Annotated in this window: 17 protein-coding genes, 1 tRNA gene, 1 rRNA gene, 1 other RNA gene and 1 other annotated feature; of the genes, 6 read left to right on the top strand and 14 right to left on the bottom strand. The window is 45.3% G+C overall.

Going from position 1 to position 16,793, the window contains the following annotated elements:
- Nucleotides 1–232 precede the first annotated feature (232 nt).
- The 7 genes from SB724_RS19070 to tadA all read right to left on the bottom strand — a co-directional run bounded on the left by SB724_RS19070 (nucleotide 233) and on the right by tadA (nucleotide 4,415).
- Entirely contained in the window at nucleotides 233–496 is a 264-nt protein-coding gene (locus SB724_RS19070) for a pro-sigmaK processing inhibitor BofA family protein (RefSeq protein ID WP_003150686.1), read from the bottom strand.
- 60 nt (nucleotides 497–556) lie between these two features.
- A complete protein-coding gene (locus tag SB724_RS19075; protein WP_007408755.1) occupies nucleotides 557–781 on the bottom strand; it encodes a YaaL family protein in 225 nt (74 codons plus the stop codon).
- 18 nt (nucleotides 782–799) lie between these two features.
- Nucleotides 800–1,396: a recombination protein RecR gene (gene recR / locus SB724_RS19080; protein ID WP_101670799.1), complete on the bottom strand. Its 597-nt coding sequence runs from the start codon at nucleotides 1,394–1,396 to the stop codon at nucleotides 800–802.
- A gap of 14 nt (nucleotides 1,397–1,410) precedes the next feature.
- Nucleotides 1,411–1,734: a YbaB/EbfC family nucleoid-associated protein gene (locus tag SB724_RS19085; RefSeq protein WP_029326155.1), complete on the bottom strand. Its 324-nt coding sequence runs from the start codon at nucleotides 1,732–1,734 to the stop codon at nucleotides 1,411–1,413.
- Nucleotides 1,735–1,758: 24 nt separating this feature from the next.
- The gene (gene dnaX, locus SB724_RS19090; RefSeq protein ID WP_265973594.1) at nucleotides 1,759–3,450 is read right to left on the bottom strand and encodes a DNA polymerase III subunit gamma/tau; all 1,692 of its coding nucleotides are present in this window, start codon (nucleotides 3,448–3,450) and stop codon (nucleotides 1,759–1,761) included.
- Between the two features lie 133 nt (nucleotides 3,451–3,583).
- Nucleotides 3,584–3,848: signal recognition particle sRNA large type (gene ffs / locus SB724_RS19095), an RNA gene on the bottom strand.
- 84 nt (nucleotides 3,849–3,932) lie between these two features.
- Nucleotides 3,933–4,415 (bottom strand): tRNA adenosine(34) deaminase TadA, encoded by a 483-nt coding sequence (tadA, locus tag SB724_RS19100; RefSeq protein WP_007615141.1) that lies wholly within the window; start codon nucleotides 4,413–4,415, stop codon nucleotides 3,933–3,935.
- A gap of 82 nt (nucleotides 4,416–4,497) precedes the next feature.
- Here tadA and SB724_RS19105 point away from each other — a divergent pair, with 82 nt between their 5' ends.
- From SB724_RS19105 to dck, 4 genes are all read left to right on the top strand, one after another.
- Nucleotides 4,498–5,049: a cysteine hydrolase family protein gene (locus SB724_RS19105; RefSeq protein ID WP_014416712.1), complete on the top strand. Its 552-nt coding sequence runs from the start codon at nucleotides 4,498–4,500 to the stop codon at nucleotides 5,047–5,049.
- Nucleotides 5,050–5,120: 71 nt separating this feature from the next.
- Complete coding sequence (locus tag SB724_RS19110) at nucleotides 5,121–6,404, top strand: glycoside hydrolase family 18 protein (RefSeq protein WP_101670800.1); 1,284 nt, start codon at nucleotides 5,121–5,123, stop codon at nucleotides 6,402–6,404.
- Nucleotides 6,405–6,499: 95 nt separating this feature from the next.
- On the top strand, nucleotides 6,500–7,123 hold the full coding sequence (gene dgk, locus SB724_RS19115) for a deoxyguanosine kinase (RefSeq protein ID WP_014416710.1): 624 nt from the start codon (nucleotides 6,500–6,502) through the stop codon (nucleotides 7,121–7,123).
- On the top strand, nucleotides 7,120–7,773 hold the full coding sequence (dck, locus tag SB724_RS19120) for a deoxyadenosine/deoxycytidine kinase (RefSeq protein ID WP_007615132.1): 654 nt from the start codon (nucleotides 7,120–7,122) through the stop codon (nucleotides 7,771–7,773). The genes dgk and dck overlap by 4 nt, the downstream gene beginning before the upstream one ends.
- 129 nt (nucleotides 7,774–7,902) lie before the next feature.
- Here the strand turns inward: dck and SB724_RS19125 are convergent.
- Nucleotides 7,903–7,995, bottom strand: a tRNA-Ser gene (locus SB724_RS19125).
- 217 nt (nucleotides 7,996–8,212) lie between these two features.
- On the opposite strand from SB724_RS19125, the gene SB724_RS19130 reads away from it, so the two are divergent.
- Complete coding sequence (locus SB724_RS19130; protein WP_410572337.1) at nucleotides 8,213–9,358, top strand: glycerate kinase; 1,146 nt, start codon at nucleotides 8,213–8,215, stop codon at nucleotides 9,356–9,358.
- Between the two features lie 10 nt (nucleotides 9,359–9,368).
- Here the strand turns inward: SB724_RS19130 and serS are convergent, their stop codons facing one another.
- From serS to guaB, 5 genes are all read right to left on the bottom strand, one after another.
- Entirely contained in the window at nucleotides 9,369–10,646 is a 1,278-nt protein-coding gene (serS, locus tag SB724_RS19135; protein WP_007408744.1) for a serine--tRNA ligase, read from the bottom strand.
- 54 nt (nucleotides 10,647–10,700) lie between these two features.
- Nucleotides 10,701–10,913, bottom strand: a binding site (T-box leader).
- Between the two features lie 52 nt (nucleotides 10,914–10,965).
- Complete coding sequence (gene pdxT, locus SB724_RS19140; protein ID WP_007615126.1) at nucleotides 10,966–11,556, bottom strand: pyridoxal 5'-phosphate synthase glutaminase subunit PdxT; 591 nt, start codon at nucleotides 11,554–11,556, stop codon at nucleotides 10,966–10,968.
- 21 nt (nucleotides 11,557–11,577) lie between these two features.
- Nucleotides 11,578–12,462, bottom strand: a complete 885-nt coding sequence (gene pdxS / locus SB724_RS19145) for a pyridoxal 5'-phosphate synthase lyase subunit PdxS (RefSeq protein WP_003150714.1) — start codon at nucleotides 12,460–12,462, stop codon at nucleotides 11,578–11,580.
- 196 nt (nucleotides 12,463–12,658) lie between these two features.
- Nucleotides 12,659–13,990, bottom strand: coding sequence for a D-alanyl-D-alanine carboxypeptidase (gene dacA / locus SB724_RS19150; RefSeq protein ID WP_011996156.1), 1,332 nt, complete (start codon nucleotides 13,988–13,990; stop codon nucleotides 12,659–12,661).
- A gap of 152 nt (nucleotides 13,991–14,142) precedes the next feature.
- Nucleotides 14,143–15,609, bottom strand: a complete 1,467-nt coding sequence (guaB, locus tag SB724_RS19155) for an IMP dehydrogenase (RefSeq protein ID WP_410572340.1) — start codon at nucleotides 15,607–15,609, stop codon at nucleotides 14,143–14,145.
- Nucleotides 15,610–15,729: 120 nt separating this feature from the next.
- Between guaB and SB724_RS19160 the strand changes: the two genes are divergently transcribed.
- Nucleotides 15,730–16,680 (top strand): YaaC family protein, encoded by a 951-nt coding sequence (locus tag SB724_RS19160; protein WP_265973595.1) that lies wholly within the window; start codon nucleotides 15,730–15,732, stop codon nucleotides 16,678–16,680.
- A gap of 43 nt (nucleotides 16,681–16,723) precedes the next feature.
- On the opposite strand, the gene rrf is transcribed toward SB724_RS19160, so the two are convergent.
- Nucleotides 16,724–16,793 (bottom strand): 5S ribosomal RNA (gene rrf / locus SB724_RS22230); the annotation flags it as partial.

Below are 16,793 nucleotides of genomic sequence, written 5' to 3' on the forward strand. Positions count from 1 at the left end.
CGCACATCGCTGTGCGATTTATTTAAAACTTTGAATTAACAGGTACGTTTTGTCTTGTTTAGTTTTCAAAGAACTTTGTCCATCGCTCTTGAAGCGACTTAATTATCTTAACACATCAGTGTTAGTGTCGTCAACAACTTTTTAAAATTTCTTTTTCAAAAATTCGTTTCGTCATCAGCGACGTATATTAGAATACCACCCTTGATCTAACATGTCAACAATAATCGACAAATTAAATGATGAAGCGTTTAATTACTATCAAAGCCGCGATGCCGGGAATCCCCAGAATCCCGCTGATGCCCGTTGTAATCAGGTTAACAGGGATATGAATACCGAGACTGCCTCCGAACAAGTTCACACCCACCAGCAAAATCGCGCCGGCAATAAACTTAATCGCAGTCACACCAATCCATCTTAAAGGTTTTGAAGATACTCCCCATAAAAAAAGCAAAGCAACCAGACCGACAATCAAACCGATAATGAAAAAAGGCTCCATGAATCTTCCCCCTCGCTTGTTTAGTACAAGCTTATGAGAAGACCCCGGAGAATAGACCTTTTACTTCCATCTGCTCATTTTCAAATTCCGCTGCTTCGCTTCTTTTAAATAGAAAAAGTATTTAGATTCAGCGACTTTCAGCTCAAACAACACCTCAGCGGAGGGCTCGAGACTTTTCTCGACCAGACTCTTCTGCCTGTTCCATTCTTCTTTTTGTTTAAAGAGCTGTTCTATCAGCTTCTCGTCAAACTCTTTTCTTAATGTATTTCTGCGAAGAAAACCCATGCCTTGCCTTTTCCTCCCTTACAATTCACGTCTTCCTTCAAGAGCTTTTGAAAGAGTGACCTCATCAGCATATTCCAAATCACCGCCGACGGGCAGACCGTGGGCAATACGGGAGAGCTTGATGCCTGAGGGCTTTAACAGCCTTGATATATACATCGCTGTTGCTTCCCCTTCAATATTAGGGTTGGTTGCGAGAATGACTTCTGTCACTTGATCATCCTGAAGACGTTTCAGCAGCTCCGGAATCTTAATATCCTCCGGGCCGATGCCGTCCATTGGTGAAATCGCGCCGTGAAGAACATGATACTGGCCGTTATATTCCTTCATTTTCTCCATTGCGATAACATCCTTAGGGTCCTGCAGAACACAAATAACAGACTTATCCCTTCTTGTGTCCTCACATATATAACAAGGGTCCTGATCTGTAATATGTCCGCAAATCGAACAATATGTCAGGTTGCGCTTCGCATTTACTAATGCTTTCGCGAAATCTAATACCACGTCTTCTTTCATACCTAGAACAAAAAAAGCCAGACGAACCGCTGTTTTCGGTCCGATCCCTGGCAATTTCATAAAGCTGTCAATCAGCTTTGATATTGGTTCAGGATACTGCATGTTTATTTATCCCCCTAGAATAAACCCGGTATGTTCATTCCTTTTGTAAATTGTCCCATTGTCTCATTCGTCATGTCATCCACTTTTTTGAGGGCGTCGTTTGTTGCGGCAAGAATCAGGTCCTGAAGCATTTCGATATCTTCCGGATCAACGACTTCTTCTTTAATGGCAACGTCTACAACTTCTTTTTGGCCGTTGACTTTTACAGTCACCATTCCGCCGCCCGCTGTGCCTTCAAGCACTTTTTCAGCAAGCTCCTCCTGAGCCTTCGCCATATCCTTTTGCATTTTTTGCATTTGTTTCATCATTTTTTGCATGTTTCCCATTCCGCCACGCATATTCAATCACTCTCTTTCATCTTATTAGTCTTTTATTTCGATTAAATCCGCTCCGACAAGTTTCTTCGCCTCTGCAATCAGCGGATCTTCTTCAGCCGGTTCGTTTGATCCTTCACTTTCCTGCTGGTGATCATTTAAAAATTCTTCTCTTATTTTACCCCATTGTGCTTCCGGAACGCCAATCAAATCCATTCTTTTCCCGAGCATTGATTCGAGAATCTGTTCAAGATTCGTACGGACTCCGTTATTGTCTTCTGCAACCATTTTACAATGGATTTCGTATTTAAATTTAAGCACAAATGCCTTTTGAGCAGCAGCCACCGGTTCACTGTCATTCAAAAGAGCCGCATGAGACACCTTATTCTGCTGTTTCAGGTGTGCCAGCAGCTTACCCCAGCTGCTTTTAAGCTGTTCAAGATCAGGTCTTGTGGCTTCCTTCAATATCTCATGAATTCTTCCGACTGGAGCTTTGTAATGGCTTTTTCCGCCTTTTTGAGGACGCGGAGCTTCTTTCGGAGCGCTTTCCATCTGAACCTTCACACCGGAGGTTTTCAGCCTTTCCACTTCCTGCTCAAGCTGCTGGATCTTATTCATCAGCATGCCGACCTCAGGGATATCTCCCGCGGATTGCTGTGCCGTCTGGCATATTTTCACGACAGCCACTTCAAAAAAGATTCTTGGGTGGTTCGTCCACTTCATTTCCTGATGGCTTTTATTCAGGATATCAATCATTTCATATAAAGCGGGGGCCGGTATATCACCGCTCAGATTCCGGAACGTTTCATCGACCTTCACCTTCTCCAGGACTCCTTCTAAACCGGGAGCGGCCTGGTACAAGAGCATATCCCTGAAATAGAAAATCATATCTTCAATCAGTTTGGCCGCATCTTTCCCCTGCTGGAGCAATTCATTCAGTGTTTCCAATGCCTCGGAAACCTGTTTGCGGTGAAGAGCAGATGCCAGTTTCCCAATATAGCGCTGAGAAACGGCTCCGGTAATGAGCAATGCGTCATCCACCGACAGCTCCTCGCCGCTGAATGATACGGCTTGATCGAGCAGGCTCAGCGCGTCCCTCATTCCTCCGTCCGCAGCACTCGCTATGATATCAAGGGCTCCTTCTTCCACCTTCAGCTGCTCTGCATCGACGATTGTCTTCATTCGTCCGACAATTGCTTTGGATGTAATCCGTTTGAAGTCAAAACGCTGACATCTGGAGATAATGGTTAAAGGAATCTTATGAGGCTCAGTCGTAGCTAATATGAAAATGCAATGTGCCGGCGGTTCTTCCAGCGTTTTCAGAAGCGCATTGAATGCGCCGATAGAGAGCATATGCACCTCATCTATAATATATACTTTGTAGGTGACGGCCGACGGGGCGAATTTTACTTTGTCACGGATGTCGCGGATTTCGTCTACGCCGTTATTCGACGCCGCATCTATTTCAATCACATCTGATATAGAGCCGTTTGTGATCCCCTTGCACGCCGCACATTCATTGCACGGTTCTTCTACGGGGGCGTGCTCACAGTTGACTGCTTTCGCAAATATTTTAGCTGCACTGGTTTTTCCCGTTCCCCGCGGTCCAGAAAACAGATATGCATGAGAAAATTTCTTTTGCAAAAGGGCATTTTGCAGCGTTTTCGTAATGTGTTCCTGTCCGACCACATCTTCAAACTGCTGAGGCCTAAATACTCGATATAAAGCTTGGTAACCCACAGGATGCGCCCTCCTCTGTTATTCATCATGTTTATTATACATGAACGTGCTTTTAACGCCAAAACCCGTTTTTCATATACGAAAAAACTCACCTGCCATAAACAGGTGAGTCTGAAATTTGATGATTGATTTACCGTGCACCTTCTGTCGATTCGCTACCCTAAGCGTTACTTAAGCAGTTAGCTCGGCCCAGGCAACCCTGCGGCACATGAGAGGTTTCACTTAATGCTGCTTCCTTCCGGACCTGACATGGTTCATGAATTCCCATTGCGCAGGACCCAGACGTCAACGCCACTTACTTAAGGCAGACCTTACAGTAAACGAACCTCGAGAAGGGATTCGGCCCCGCTAGAGCGGATTGCGGGTACAGGGCACCGCTACCTCCCCGCTTAGCACGGCAAAATAAATATCAAATTTTTATATGCGCACCATTCATGATGCACACATAAGTATATCTGCTTCAGGCAGAAAATGCAACCGTACTACTCAGACAACTTTTTCCTCATGTCTTTCTTTTGCCGGCGCAGCTTTCTGAAAAAAGCGCTGAGCATTTCTCCGCACTCTTCTCCGAGCACGCCGCTCACCACTTCCGCTTGGTGGTTGAACCGCTCTTCCTGCAAGAGGTTCATCAGCGTTCCTGTACAGCCCCCCTTGGGATCAAATGCGCCGAATACGACCTTATCGACTCTCGAAAGCACGACGGCTCCCGCGCACATCGGGCACGGCTCCAAAGTGACATAAAGAACGGCATCCTCAAGTCTCCATGTCCCCAGCTTACGGCACGCTTCGTCTATCGCCAGCATTTCGGCATGGGCAAGCGACCTCTGTTCAGTCTCCCGCAGATTATGCGCCCGCGCCACGATCTCATCATGCAGAACAAGAACTGCTCCGATCGGCACTTCACCTTTCGCTTCGGCTTTCTTCGCTTCTTTTATGGCTTCTCTCATATAATATTCATCATTCATCGGTTCAAGCTCTCTTCTTAAGTTTTTTCATGTCTCATAAAGGTTAAAATAGGAATACCCCAGCAGAAAGGAGTTGCCGGTATTGTCTGAACCTAACAACACAGCCCTTCTGATTGTCGATATGATCAACAATTTTCAATTTGATATGGGCGAACGTCTTGCTGAAAAAACCAAACAAATTGTCCCCCGTATTTTATCATTAAAGAAGCATGCAAAACAAAGCAACTGGCCGATTATTTATATTAATGATCATTACGGACTCTGGAAGGCTGATATTGATGCCATCAGGGAGGAATGCAGCAACGACAGAAGCGCGCCCATTATAAAAGATATTTCGCCTCAGCCGGATGATTATTTTCTCATTAAACCGAAGCATTCCGCTTTTTACGAAACGGCGCTTCACACCCTTCTGACCGAATTACAAGTGAACCGATTAATCATCACGGGGATTGCCGGGAACATTTGTGTGCTGTTCACGGCCAACGACGCCTATATGAGAGAATACAGCATCACCATTCCGAAAGACTGCACCGCTTCCAATAACGACGAAGACAATGATTTCGCTTTGACTATGATGGAGAATGTTCTCTTCGCAGAAATAACCACGGAAAAACAAATTACCGCCGAAAAATAAACATGATCAGCCTCCTTTTTTCATACATTTAATAGCGGATATGAAAGGAGGCGTTTTTCATTCAGATCTATATAGTGAAACGGGGCGACACACTTTCCGCTATTGCGGCACGCTACCGGACAGCCGCAAATGTCATTGCGGAAGCAAATAAACTGCCTAATCCGAATACATTGGTTGTCGGACAAACCCTTGTCATCCCGATTGAGGGTCAATATTACGAAGTGAAACAAGGTGATACTCTCGCGGCAATCGCCGGCCGTTTTCATATATCGGCCGCGGAGCTTGCGAGGGTGAACGGAATTCAGCCCGGCACCACATTGAGAGTCGGAACCCGCCTTTACATTCCGCAGCAGGCGAATAAGCCCGACATCGAATCAAACGCATATATAGAACCGCGGGGAACGAGCGTAAGCGCTAATCTGCAGCAGGCGGCAAGGGAGGCCTCTCCTTATTTAACATACCTCGGCGCATTCAGTTTTCAAGTGCAGCGGAACGGGACTTTAAAGGAACCGCCTCTGACCAATTTAAAAAGCATCAGTGACAGGCACAACACCACACTGATGATGATCATCACCAACCTTGAAAATGACGCATTCAGCGATGAACTCGGGCGGCTCATTTTGAATGACAATACAGTGAAAACAAAACTCTTTCAGGAAATCGTCGCCACGGCTAAAAAGCACGGCTTTCGCGATATTCACTTTGATTTCGAATATTTACGTCCACAGGACAGAGAAGCCTACAATCGTTTTTTACGTGAAGCGAGAACGATTTTTCATCGGGAAGGCTGGAAGATTTCAACGGCGCTTGCTCCGAAAACGAGCGCGACTCAGGCCGGCAAATGGTACGAAGCACATGACTATAGGGCACATGGAGAAATCGTCGATTTTGTCGTCATCATGACATATGAGTGGGGGTACAGCGGAGGCCCGGCTCAGGCCGTATCACCTATCGGCCCTGTAAGAAATGTCATTGAGTACGCGCTGACGGAAATGCCTTCTTCAAAAATCGTCATGGGCCAGAACATGTACGGCTACGATTGGACACTGCCTTTCAAACAGGGAACGACAGCCAAAGCCGTCAGTCCTCAGCAGGCAATCGCTCTGGCAGCACGCCATAAAGTCGACATTCAATATGACGAAACCGCCCAGGCTCCATTCTTTCGTTACACGGATGAAAATCAGAGACGGCATGAAGTATGGTTTGAAGACGCACGATCCATTCAGGCGAAATTCAATTTAATTAAAGAACTTCATTTAAGAGGAATCAGCTATTGGAAACTCGGCCTCTCCTTCCCGCAAAACTGGCTTTTGCTCGGCGATCAATTTCATATTGTGAAAGAGACGTTTCGTTAATTGGAAGCGTCTTTTTTCATGGGCTTTTCTGAGATTGTGATACAATATAAAGGCCGGCAGCTGACGGATGTTTGCAGAATTAAGGAGGATTTTCAATGAACAGAGCCCCTTTTATCGCGGTAGAAGGTCCTATCGGGGCAGGAAAAACGACACTCGCTACGATGCTTTCTGAAGAGCTCGGTTTTCCTATGATTAATGAGATTGTGGAAGACAACCCTTATCTCGATAAGTTTTATGACAATATCGAGGAGTGGAGTTTCCAGCTTGAAATGTTTTTTCTATGTCACAGGTATAAACAGCTTGAAGACACCGACCGAGATTATTTAAAACAAGGACAGCCCGTTTTGTCCGATTATCATATTTATAAAAATGTTATTTTCGCAGAGCGTACATTGCACGGCCAAAAGCTTGAGAAATATAAGCAGATTTATCATCTGCTCACTCACGACTTGCCGAAACCGAATGTTATTGTATACATAAAGGCAAGCCTGCCGACATTGCTTCAACGCATTGAAAAACGCGGGCGCCCGTTTGAGAAAAATATCGAACATCAATATCTGGAACGTCTCATTGCAGATTACGACACAGCCATCAGACAGCTTCAGGAAGAAGATCCGGATATATCTGTACTGACCATTGACGGTGATACTGAAGACTTTGTTTTGAATAAGACAGACTATGAAAGAATTGCCCGTCAGGTAAAGGAGCTTATTAAATGAAAGACATTCATATTCCAAACAACGCCATTATAACAGTAGCGGGAACGGTAGGAGTCGGAAAATCGACTTTGACCAAAGCTTTAGCAAAACGGCTCGGGTTTCATACCTCACTCGAGGAAGTGGATGAAAACCCTTATTTAGAGAAGTTTTATCACGATTTTGAACGCTGGAGCTTCCATTTGCAAATTTATTTTCTGGCTGAGCGGTTCAAAGAGCAGAAAAACATGTTTGAATCAGGCGGCGGATTCGTGCAGGACCGTTCGATTTATGAAGATACAGGCATATTCGCAAAAATGCATGCCGATAAAGGAACTATGTCGCTGACAGATTACACAACATACACAAGCCTATTTGAGGCGATGGTCATGACGCCGTACTTCCCGCATCCTGATGTTTTGATCTATTTAGAAGGCGACCTTGAAAACATTATAAACCGGATTGAAAAGCGGGGCCGCGAGATGGAGCTGCAGACAAACCGCTCTTATTGGGAAGAGATGTATACACGGTACGAAGACTGGATCAGCGGTTTTAACGCCTGCCCTGTGCTGAAAGTACGCATTGAAGATTATGACCTTGAAGCTGATGAACAGTCACTGGAACCTTTGATCGAAAAAATCAGTCACGTGATCAACGAAAACAGAAATAAATAAAAATAGCAAAGCGATTTTCCCGAACAGAGAAAATCGCTTTTTTTGCATATAAAAAATCCGCTGCATCACATGCAGCGGACAAAACAATCTCCAATATATGCTCGAGTTTCATTAGGTTTAAAATCAATATGGCGGAGGAAGAGGGATTCGAACCCCCGCGGGCTTTGACACCCCTGTCGGTTTTCAAGACCGATCCCTTCAGCCAGACTTGGGTATTCCTCCGTATCGACATTTAATAATATACCACATGACCTAAATTTCAGTCAAGCGCTTTTTCATATTTTTTATTTCTTTTCTTAAACGGCTTGTCCGTCAGCTTTACTATCATACAAAAGTCTTGCGTCCAATTCAACCTCAGTATGCCATACGGGCAGGAAATCACAGTAAAAACCAAGAATAGATTCAAACAGATAACCTGCTCATAAAGGTGGAGAACATAATGAAAATCATCATTGCACCCGATTCTTTCAAAGAAAGCATGACATCAAGAGAAGCCGCCGACAGCATAGAAAAAGGATTCAAAGCGGTCTTCCCTGACGCGAAATATATCAAGATACCTGCGGCCGACGGCGGAGAAGGAACCGTTCAGGCTTTGACGGATGCCACTGGCGGAAGCATCATCAAAAAAACTGTGACCGGTCCGTTGGGAACGCCGGTAAATGCCGCATATGGACTTCTGGGAGACGGACGCACGGCAGTCATTGAAATGGCAGAAGCATCGGGGCTTCATCTCGTTCCCCGCCATCTCAGAGATCCGTTGAACACAACGACAAGAGGAACGGGTGAACTGATAGCAGATGCAGCTTCCCGCGGGGCGGGTGAGATCATCATCGGGCTTGGCGGGAGCGCAACCAATGACGGCGGAACAGGAATGGCGAGCGCGCTCGGTGTGCGTTTCTTAAATGAGGAAGGTCAGGAGATACCTGACGGCGGAGGCGCTCTGCACGCCCTAGCTTCTATTGATATAAGCGGTCTCTCTCCTGACCTGAAACATATCCGTATCCGTGCCGCATGCGATGTCGAAAATCCCCTGACCGGCGAAAACGGCGCATCATATGTCTTCGGCCCGCAAAAAGGGGCGTCCGAGAAGACTAAAGTTGTATTGGATCGCAACTTACGCCATTTCGCTGACATATTGAGACGTCAGCACGATATCGAAGCGGATACCGTAAAAGGCGCGGGCGCCGCAGGGGGACTGGGCGCCGGACTGATCGCTTTCTTACAGGCAGAACTCCAAAGCGGGATTGATGTTGTATTAGATACACTGTCCTTCTCAGATCAGATAAGAGGCGCTGACCTTGTCATTACCGGAGAGGGGCAGATAGACGGACAAACGATATTCGGCAAAACCCCCGCCGGGATCGCCGCACGCGCATCTGCTCAAGAAATTCCCGTTATCGCATTGGCGGGCTCCTTAGGCAAAAATTTCGAGCATGTTTACAGCGCAGGAATAACAGCTGTATTTTCTATCGTGCCCGGCGCTGTAAGTCTTGAAGACGCCTTAGCATCCGGCCGTTTTAACCTTGAAAGCACAGCCCGGAATGCCGCCGCTCTATACCGGGCAGCAAAAAAGGCGCGCCTCTAGGGCGCACCTTTTACGGTTTGATGACTTCTTTATTTCCCATATAAGGACGAAGCACTTTCGGAATGATGACACTTCCGTCTTCCTGCTGGTAGTTTTCTAAGATGGCAGCTACTGTTCTGCCGACTGCAAGACCTGAACCGTTTAATGTATGCACATGCTCCGGCTTGCCTTTCGCTTCGCGTCTGAATCGAATGTTTGCGCGTCTCGCCTGGAAGGCCTCAAAGTTACTGCAAGAAGAAATTTCACGGTATGTGTCTTGGCTTGGAATCCATACCTCAATATCGTACTTTTTCGCGGCTGTAAAGCCGAGATCACCGGTACACATGCTCATGACACGATACGGCAGTTCGAGCAGCTGAAGCACCCGCTCGGCTTGATTTGTCAGTTTTTCAAGTTCCTCATAAGAATCTTCCGGCTTCACGAATTTCACAAGCTCAACCTTGTTGAACTGATGCTGACGGATCAAACCGCGTGTATCACGGCCGGCAGATCCCGCTTCTGAACGGAAGCAGGCGCTGAATGCGGCATAATTGATCGGCAGGTTCTCACCGGATAAGATTTCATCGCGGTGCATATTTGTAATCGGCACTTCCGCCGTCGGAATTAAGAAATAATCCTCTTCTCTGATTTTAAAAGCATCCTCTTCAAATTTAGGAAGCTGTCCCGTACCTGTCATGCTCGTACGGTTTACCATATAAGGAGGGATGACTTCTGTGTAATCATATTCATCAACGTGAAGATCCAGCATAAAGTTGTAGAGCGCGCGTTCGAGGCGGGCGCCTAATCCTTTATAAAACACAAACCGGCTGCCTGTTACTTTTGAAGCGCGTTCGAAATCAAGAATGTTTAAATGGTCTGCGATATCCCAATGCGGTTTCGGCTCATATGAAAATGCCGGCGCCTCTCCCCACTTGCGAATTTCAATGTTATCATCTTCCGTTTCCCCGACGGGCACTGAATCGTGCGGGATGTTCGGAATAGACAGAAGGATGGTTTCGAGCGTCGTTTCGACAGTACGAAGCTCTTCATCAAGCTTCTTAATTTCTTCGCCCACTTCACGCATCTCTTTAATAATATGATCAGCGTCTTTTTTCTCCCGTTTCAAAACGGCGACCTGCTGAGACACTTCATTGCGTTTTCCCTTCAGTTCTTCTACTTTACCGATAAGCTCTCTTCTCTTTTCGTCCAGCTCTTCAAACTTGTCAAAGTCAGATAAGTCTTCGCCTTTTGGAATGAGCTTCGCTTTTACCTCTTGAAAATTGGCTCTCAGCACCTTCGTATCAATCATGCCTAACAACTCCTATCTGTTTTTATCGAAAATAAAAAAGAGCCCTCATCCCCTAGAAGGGACGAGAGCTCTCGCGTTGCCACCCTGATTGAAAACAAGCTCACACTTGCTTCCCGCTTTAACACATAACGGTTTTCCCGTAAATGCCTACTTGTTTTCAGCATTTCGCTCAAGGACGGATTCGGACAGCATCTTTCACCGATTCGCACCACCCATCGGCTCTCTTTGAAAGAGGGACTCCCTACTGCTTCCTGTCAACGCTTTTCGATCTTTATTTGTGTTTATAATGTACTATAAGTATCAGCGGTTTTCAACTGTTTTATACAGCTGTTTCCTGCTTATGCTTTTCCGCCATCTTCACAAACAGCTCTGTCACCCGGTGATCATCCGTCAGTTCAGGATGGAACGAGCAGCCGAGGAAATTCCCCTGCTTTGCAGCCACGATGCGTCCGTTATGCTCACAAAGCACTTCAACATCTTCTCCGGCTTCTAAAATATGCGGCGCGCGAATAAATACACCCGTAAACGGCTCGTCAAGGCCTTTAATCGTCAGATCAGCTTCAAAGCTGTCGACCTGACGGCCAAAGGAATTACGCTCGACAACAACGTTCAACAGCCCTAAATGAGCGTTATCCGTTCCCGCTATCTCTTTGGCTAAAATAATCAGACCGGCGCATGTGCCGAACATCGGCTTGCCTTGGGCGGCAAACTCGCGAAGCGGCTCCATAAAATGATACGTATCCATTAAACGCCGCATCGTCGTGCTTTCCCCGCCCGGCAGGATTAAGCCGTCGATGTCATTCAGCTGCTCAGGACGCTTAATGACGACACCTTTTGAACCACATGCTTCAATTGAACGAATATGTTCTCTTACTGCTCCTTGAAGTCCAAGTACACCAATTGTTAACATGCTTCCAGCTCTCCTATGGTTTTACCAGCCGCGTTCTTGCATACGCTGTTCCGGCAATAGATTTGAGATTTCGATGCCTTTCATTGCTGTGCCTAATTCTTTAGAAAGCTCAGCGATCAGTTTGTAGTCTGTGTAATGAGTCGTTGCTTCAACAATTGCTTTGGCGAATTTAGCAGGGTTGTCTGATTTGAAAATACCTGAACCGACAAATACGCCGTCAGCGCCAAGCTGCATCATCAATGCCGCGTCAGCAGGCGTCGCTACTCCGCCGGCAGCAAAGTTCACTACAGGCAGTTTGCCGTCACGCTTGATTTGAAGAAGCAGTTCATAAGGAGCGCCGAGGTTTTTAGCTTCAGTCATCAGCTCATCATCGCTCATCGCAACAACTTTGCGCACTTGCGCGTTTACTTTTCTCATATGGCGGACAGCTTCCACAATGTTTCCTGTTCCCGGTTCGCCTTTTGTACGAAGCATGGAAGCTCCTTCAGCAATACGGCGCGTTGCTTCGCCGAGATCACGGCAGCCGCATACGAACGGGACTGTATATTCATTTTTATTTAAATGAAATTCTTCGTCAGCCGGAGTCAGAACTTCACTTTCATCGATGTAATCTACTCCCATTGCTTCAAGGACACGCGCTTCAACGATATGTCCGATACGCGCTTTTGCCATTACGGGAATGGATACAGCATTCATTACTTCTTCAACGATTGTCGGATCAGCCATGCGGGCAACACCGCCGGCAGCGCGAATATCAGCCGGAACGCGTTCTAACGCCATTACGGCAACAGCTCCCGCCTCTTCCGCAATCTTCGCTTGTTCAGCATTTACAACGTCCATGATGACGCCGCCTTTTTGCATTTCCGCCATGCCGCGTTTTACACGATCAGTACCTGTTTGAGCCATTATTTGGTCCCCCTAGTCAATGTATAGTTAGATAATTTCTATCTCTTATTGTATCCCAGAAATACAATATTTCATATGGGTATTCTTATTTTACAGCGAGATGAATAAGATAGATATCATTTTTTACTAATAATTTGGTTTTTTCAGTATATTAAGCAAAAGAGCCCTAACTTTCATCAGAGCTCTTTCTTATTTCTTAAAACCAGCCTGTTACCGTGTCAACGGCGCTGTTCCAGATTCCGGAGAAGAATCCGCCGATGCCGCGCATCATCTGAACAAACCAGTTTGCTTTATCTACATCATTTTTCGTTACAAGATTCACGCTGAACTCTTTGGATTTAAGGAAGCCATAGTCTTTGTCACTGCCTTTGTATGTAACTGTCAGCGTTCCGACTTTCGTTCCCTTTTTCACAGGAGCCGTGATTTCTTTTTTATCTAAAGTCACTTCGGCTTTATAGTTCTTTTCATCCCCGCTTTTCACAGGAATAGAAAGCGCCTTGTCAGTAACAATATCGACTTGCTTGTCTTTCCCTTTTTCAACGTCAATCGTTTTGTGCCCTTTTACTTGAGAGCCTTCAGGGTAAAGATCTTTCATTGAGAAATTGCTGTTAAATGCGTAATCGAGCATTTTTTTCGTTTCATCAAAACGTCCGGTATGCAGGTTGCCTTTTGCGTTTAATACAACGGTGATGACCCGCATTCCGTTCCGCTGTGCTGTACTTGTAAAACAAGATCCCGCAGAATCAGTAGAACCCGTTTTTAAGCCGTCAACGCCAGGGTATTCAGAAACAAGACCTTTTAACATGAAGTTCCAGTTCGGCATGTCCATTTCATCATCAGTGCCGGCTCTGAATTTCGTCTTAGCGATGCTTGTTGTTTTGAGAACTTCCGGATAATCAGTGATCAGGCGGTCTGCAAGAAGCGCCATGTCTTTAGCAGAAACTTCACTCTCTTCTTTAACGCCTTCTCCTTGCGGCTGCTTGCCGTGAAGGTCTTCATTCACAAGCCCTGTGGCATTTTTAAAATCATAGTTTGTCATGCCTAATTCTTTGGCTTTCGCATTCATTTCAGCGACAAATTTCGTTTCAGTTCCGGCAAGAATTTCGGCAACTGCAATCGCGGCTCCGTTGGCAGAGTAAATCGCCATAGCCTGATACAGTTCTTTAACCGTGTATTTGCCGTCTTTTCGAAGGGGGACGTTTGATAAACTGTTGTCTTGAGAAATTTCATAGACATAATCATCAGGAGTATACGTTTGATCCCATTTCACTTTTCCTTCTTTAATGGCTTCCAGAAGCAGATATTCAGTCATCATTTTTGTCATACTGGCAATCGGCAGTCTTTTGTCTGCATTTTTACTGTATAAAATTTTTCCCGATGAAGCCTCAATCATTATCGCAGCTGATGCGTTGACATCAATCGGGTCATTGCCGGCTGCCTCCGCTTTAGACATTGGAACAAAGCAAGTTGCGGCCAGTGCCAGTACCACTAATGACACCAACAGCTGTTTCCATTTCGTGATGTTCAATCTTACGACCTCCGTCATTCATTTTAAATCTATAATTAAGCCGTTAAGGACATATTCAAATTCAAAACACAACAGTATAAATTTTATCACACTCGATATAAAAAAAATAGACAGAGTCAGCGACCCTGTCAAATGTTTTTTATTTGTAACAATTATGAGATTGTGTAGTTTGGTGATTCTTTCGTAATTTGGACATCATGCGGATGACTTTCGCGAAGTCCGGCACCTGTCATACGGATGAATTGAGCCTCTTCTCTTAAAGCGCGCAAGTCTTTTGAACCGCAATATCCCATGCCTGAACGAAGACCGCCGACAAGCTGATACACTGTTTCTTCTACAGGACCTTTGTACGGAGTCCGTCCTTCGATACCTTCAGGGACGAATTTCTTATTTTCTTCTTGGAAATATCGGTCTTTACTGCCTTTTTCCATGGCAGCGACAGAACCCATACCGCGATACACTTTAAATCTTCTGCCTTGATAGATTTCAGTCTCTCCCGGGCTTTCTGAAGTACCTGCAAGCAGGCTTCCGAGCATTACGGCATGTCCGCCTGAAGCCAACGCTTTTGTAATATCTCCGGAGAATTTAATACCGCCGTCTGCGATAATTGTCGCGCCGTGTTTTCTCGCTTCAGTGGCACAATCATAAATGGCAGTGATCTGCGGTACGCCTACACCTGCAACGACGCGTGTCGTACAGATAGAACCAGGTCCGATTCCCACTTTGACAATATTTGCTCCGGCTTCAATCAGAGCTTTTGTCGCTTCAGCCGTTGCAACATTTCCTGCGATAATGTTCAGTTCAGGATATGTTTCACGGATTTTCGCAACTGTGTTCAGTACGCCTCTGGAATGTCCGTGAGCCGTATCAACCACGATAACGTCGACATTCGCTTCAACAAGCTTGCTGACGCGTGTCATTGTATCGCCTGTCACGCCTACCGCAGCGCCGACAATAAGGCGTCCGTGTTCATCTTTAGATGAACTCGGGAATTCGATAACCTTTTCAATATCTTTGATCGTGATAAGACCTTTTAATTTGTTTTGGTCATCCACTAACGGAAGTTTTTCAATTTTATGTTTCTGTAAGATTTTTTCTGCTTCGTCTAATGTGGTTCCCACAGAAGCCGTAACCAGCTCTTCTTTTGTCATGACATCACTGATTTTCATTGAATAATCAGAGATAAAGCGAAGATCACGGTTTGTAATGATACCGACAAGCTTTTGATCGTCTTTATTATCTACGATCGGAACACCGGAAATTCTGTATTTCCCCATCAAATGCTCCGCATCGAATACTTGATGATCAGGTGTTAAAAAGAAGGGATTTGTAATAACGCCCCGTTCAGAACGTTTGACTTTGTCAACATGTTCAGCCTGCTGTTCGATGGACATGTTTTTATGGATAATGCCCAAGCCGCCCTGTCTGGCCATCGCAATCGCCATAGCTGATTCTGTTACTGTATCCATTCCCGCACTGATGACAGGAATGTTAAGCTTTAACGTCTTTGTCAGTTCAACAGATAAATCCACATCACGCGGAAGTACGTCTGATTGAGCCGGTACGAGCAGTACATCATCGAACGTTAAGCCTTCTTTTGAAAATTTACTTTCCCACATTAGTAAATCCCCCTCTTTTCGGCAAAATATTATATGTAGATTATCAACTAGAAAACAGCATGTCAAGGAAGCGAAAAAGAGTTGAAATATTTAGATAAAGGAAAGGGTTTAAAAATACATATGAGAGATCATGAGTGGAAAGAGTTATCATTATTTTATTCCGTAGAATCTTCCCAGAAATTTCTAAATAAAGTCTATACAGAAAGCGGCATGGAAGAACCAAAACGATATGCGTTTAAGAACAGTGAGCGCTTCATATTCTTTATCAAACACGCCGAGTCCTTCTATAAGCAGGCATCTCTTTCCCCTTTAGAAATTAAGCCTATTCTGTTGTTTTACGGGATGTCACAATTGCTGAAAGCCTGCCTTCTGACCACAGATCCAAGCTATCCAAGCCATGCCTCAGTACTCGCGCATGGCGTGACTGCCCGGAAACGCAAAAAGCAAAATTACTCCTTTAGGGATGATGAAGTGAAGGTGCAGCGCAATGGCTTATGTATTCATGTAATGAAGCACTTATTCGGGATAGCTGGTCTTGAGGAAGAACGGTACACAATGAAGAAATTGCTGACAGCCATACCTGAATTGCATACTGTCTTTTACTTCCAAGAGAAAAAGAATTGGCTGACCCGAGTAGAGCTGAAAGATGACCTTATTTCAGTGCCTGAGCATGCGGTGATTCATTACAATATGTCTGATTCCCGCTTTGCTGAATATATCAGCCATCATTTGAAGTGGTCTTTTCTGAGGAAAGACCATAATCACTTGATTTTTGAGGCTGACCCGATAGACAGAGAACCTTGGTTTTCGCCAAATTTATTGTTTCACTTGGAGAAAAATCAATATTACATTCCCTCTCAGCGTGATCACTTCCTGCATCTTCCGGAAATGATTATTCATTATTTAGTTCTCTACAATATCGGGATGATTGCGAGATATGAAACGGAGTGGTGGTATGAACTGCTGACACAGCATGTCAGTGATGATTATGTGATGATCCGCCGGTTCTTAGATGTCACGGAACGCAAATTTCCGTATTATGTTTCTAATTTCCTAAAGCAATACTTATAAACAAAAAAGGCAGCTCATCATGAGCTGCCTTTACCATAATATAGCTTGGCGGCGTCCTACTCTCACAGGGGGAAACCCCCGACTACCATCGGCGCTGAAGAGCTTAACTTCCG

Origin of the sequence: Bacillus sp. SIMBA_031 (assembly GCF_046535225.1) — a bacterium.
Lineage (GTDB): Bacteria > Bacillota > Bacilli > Bacillales > Bacillaceae > Bacillus > Bacillus velezensis.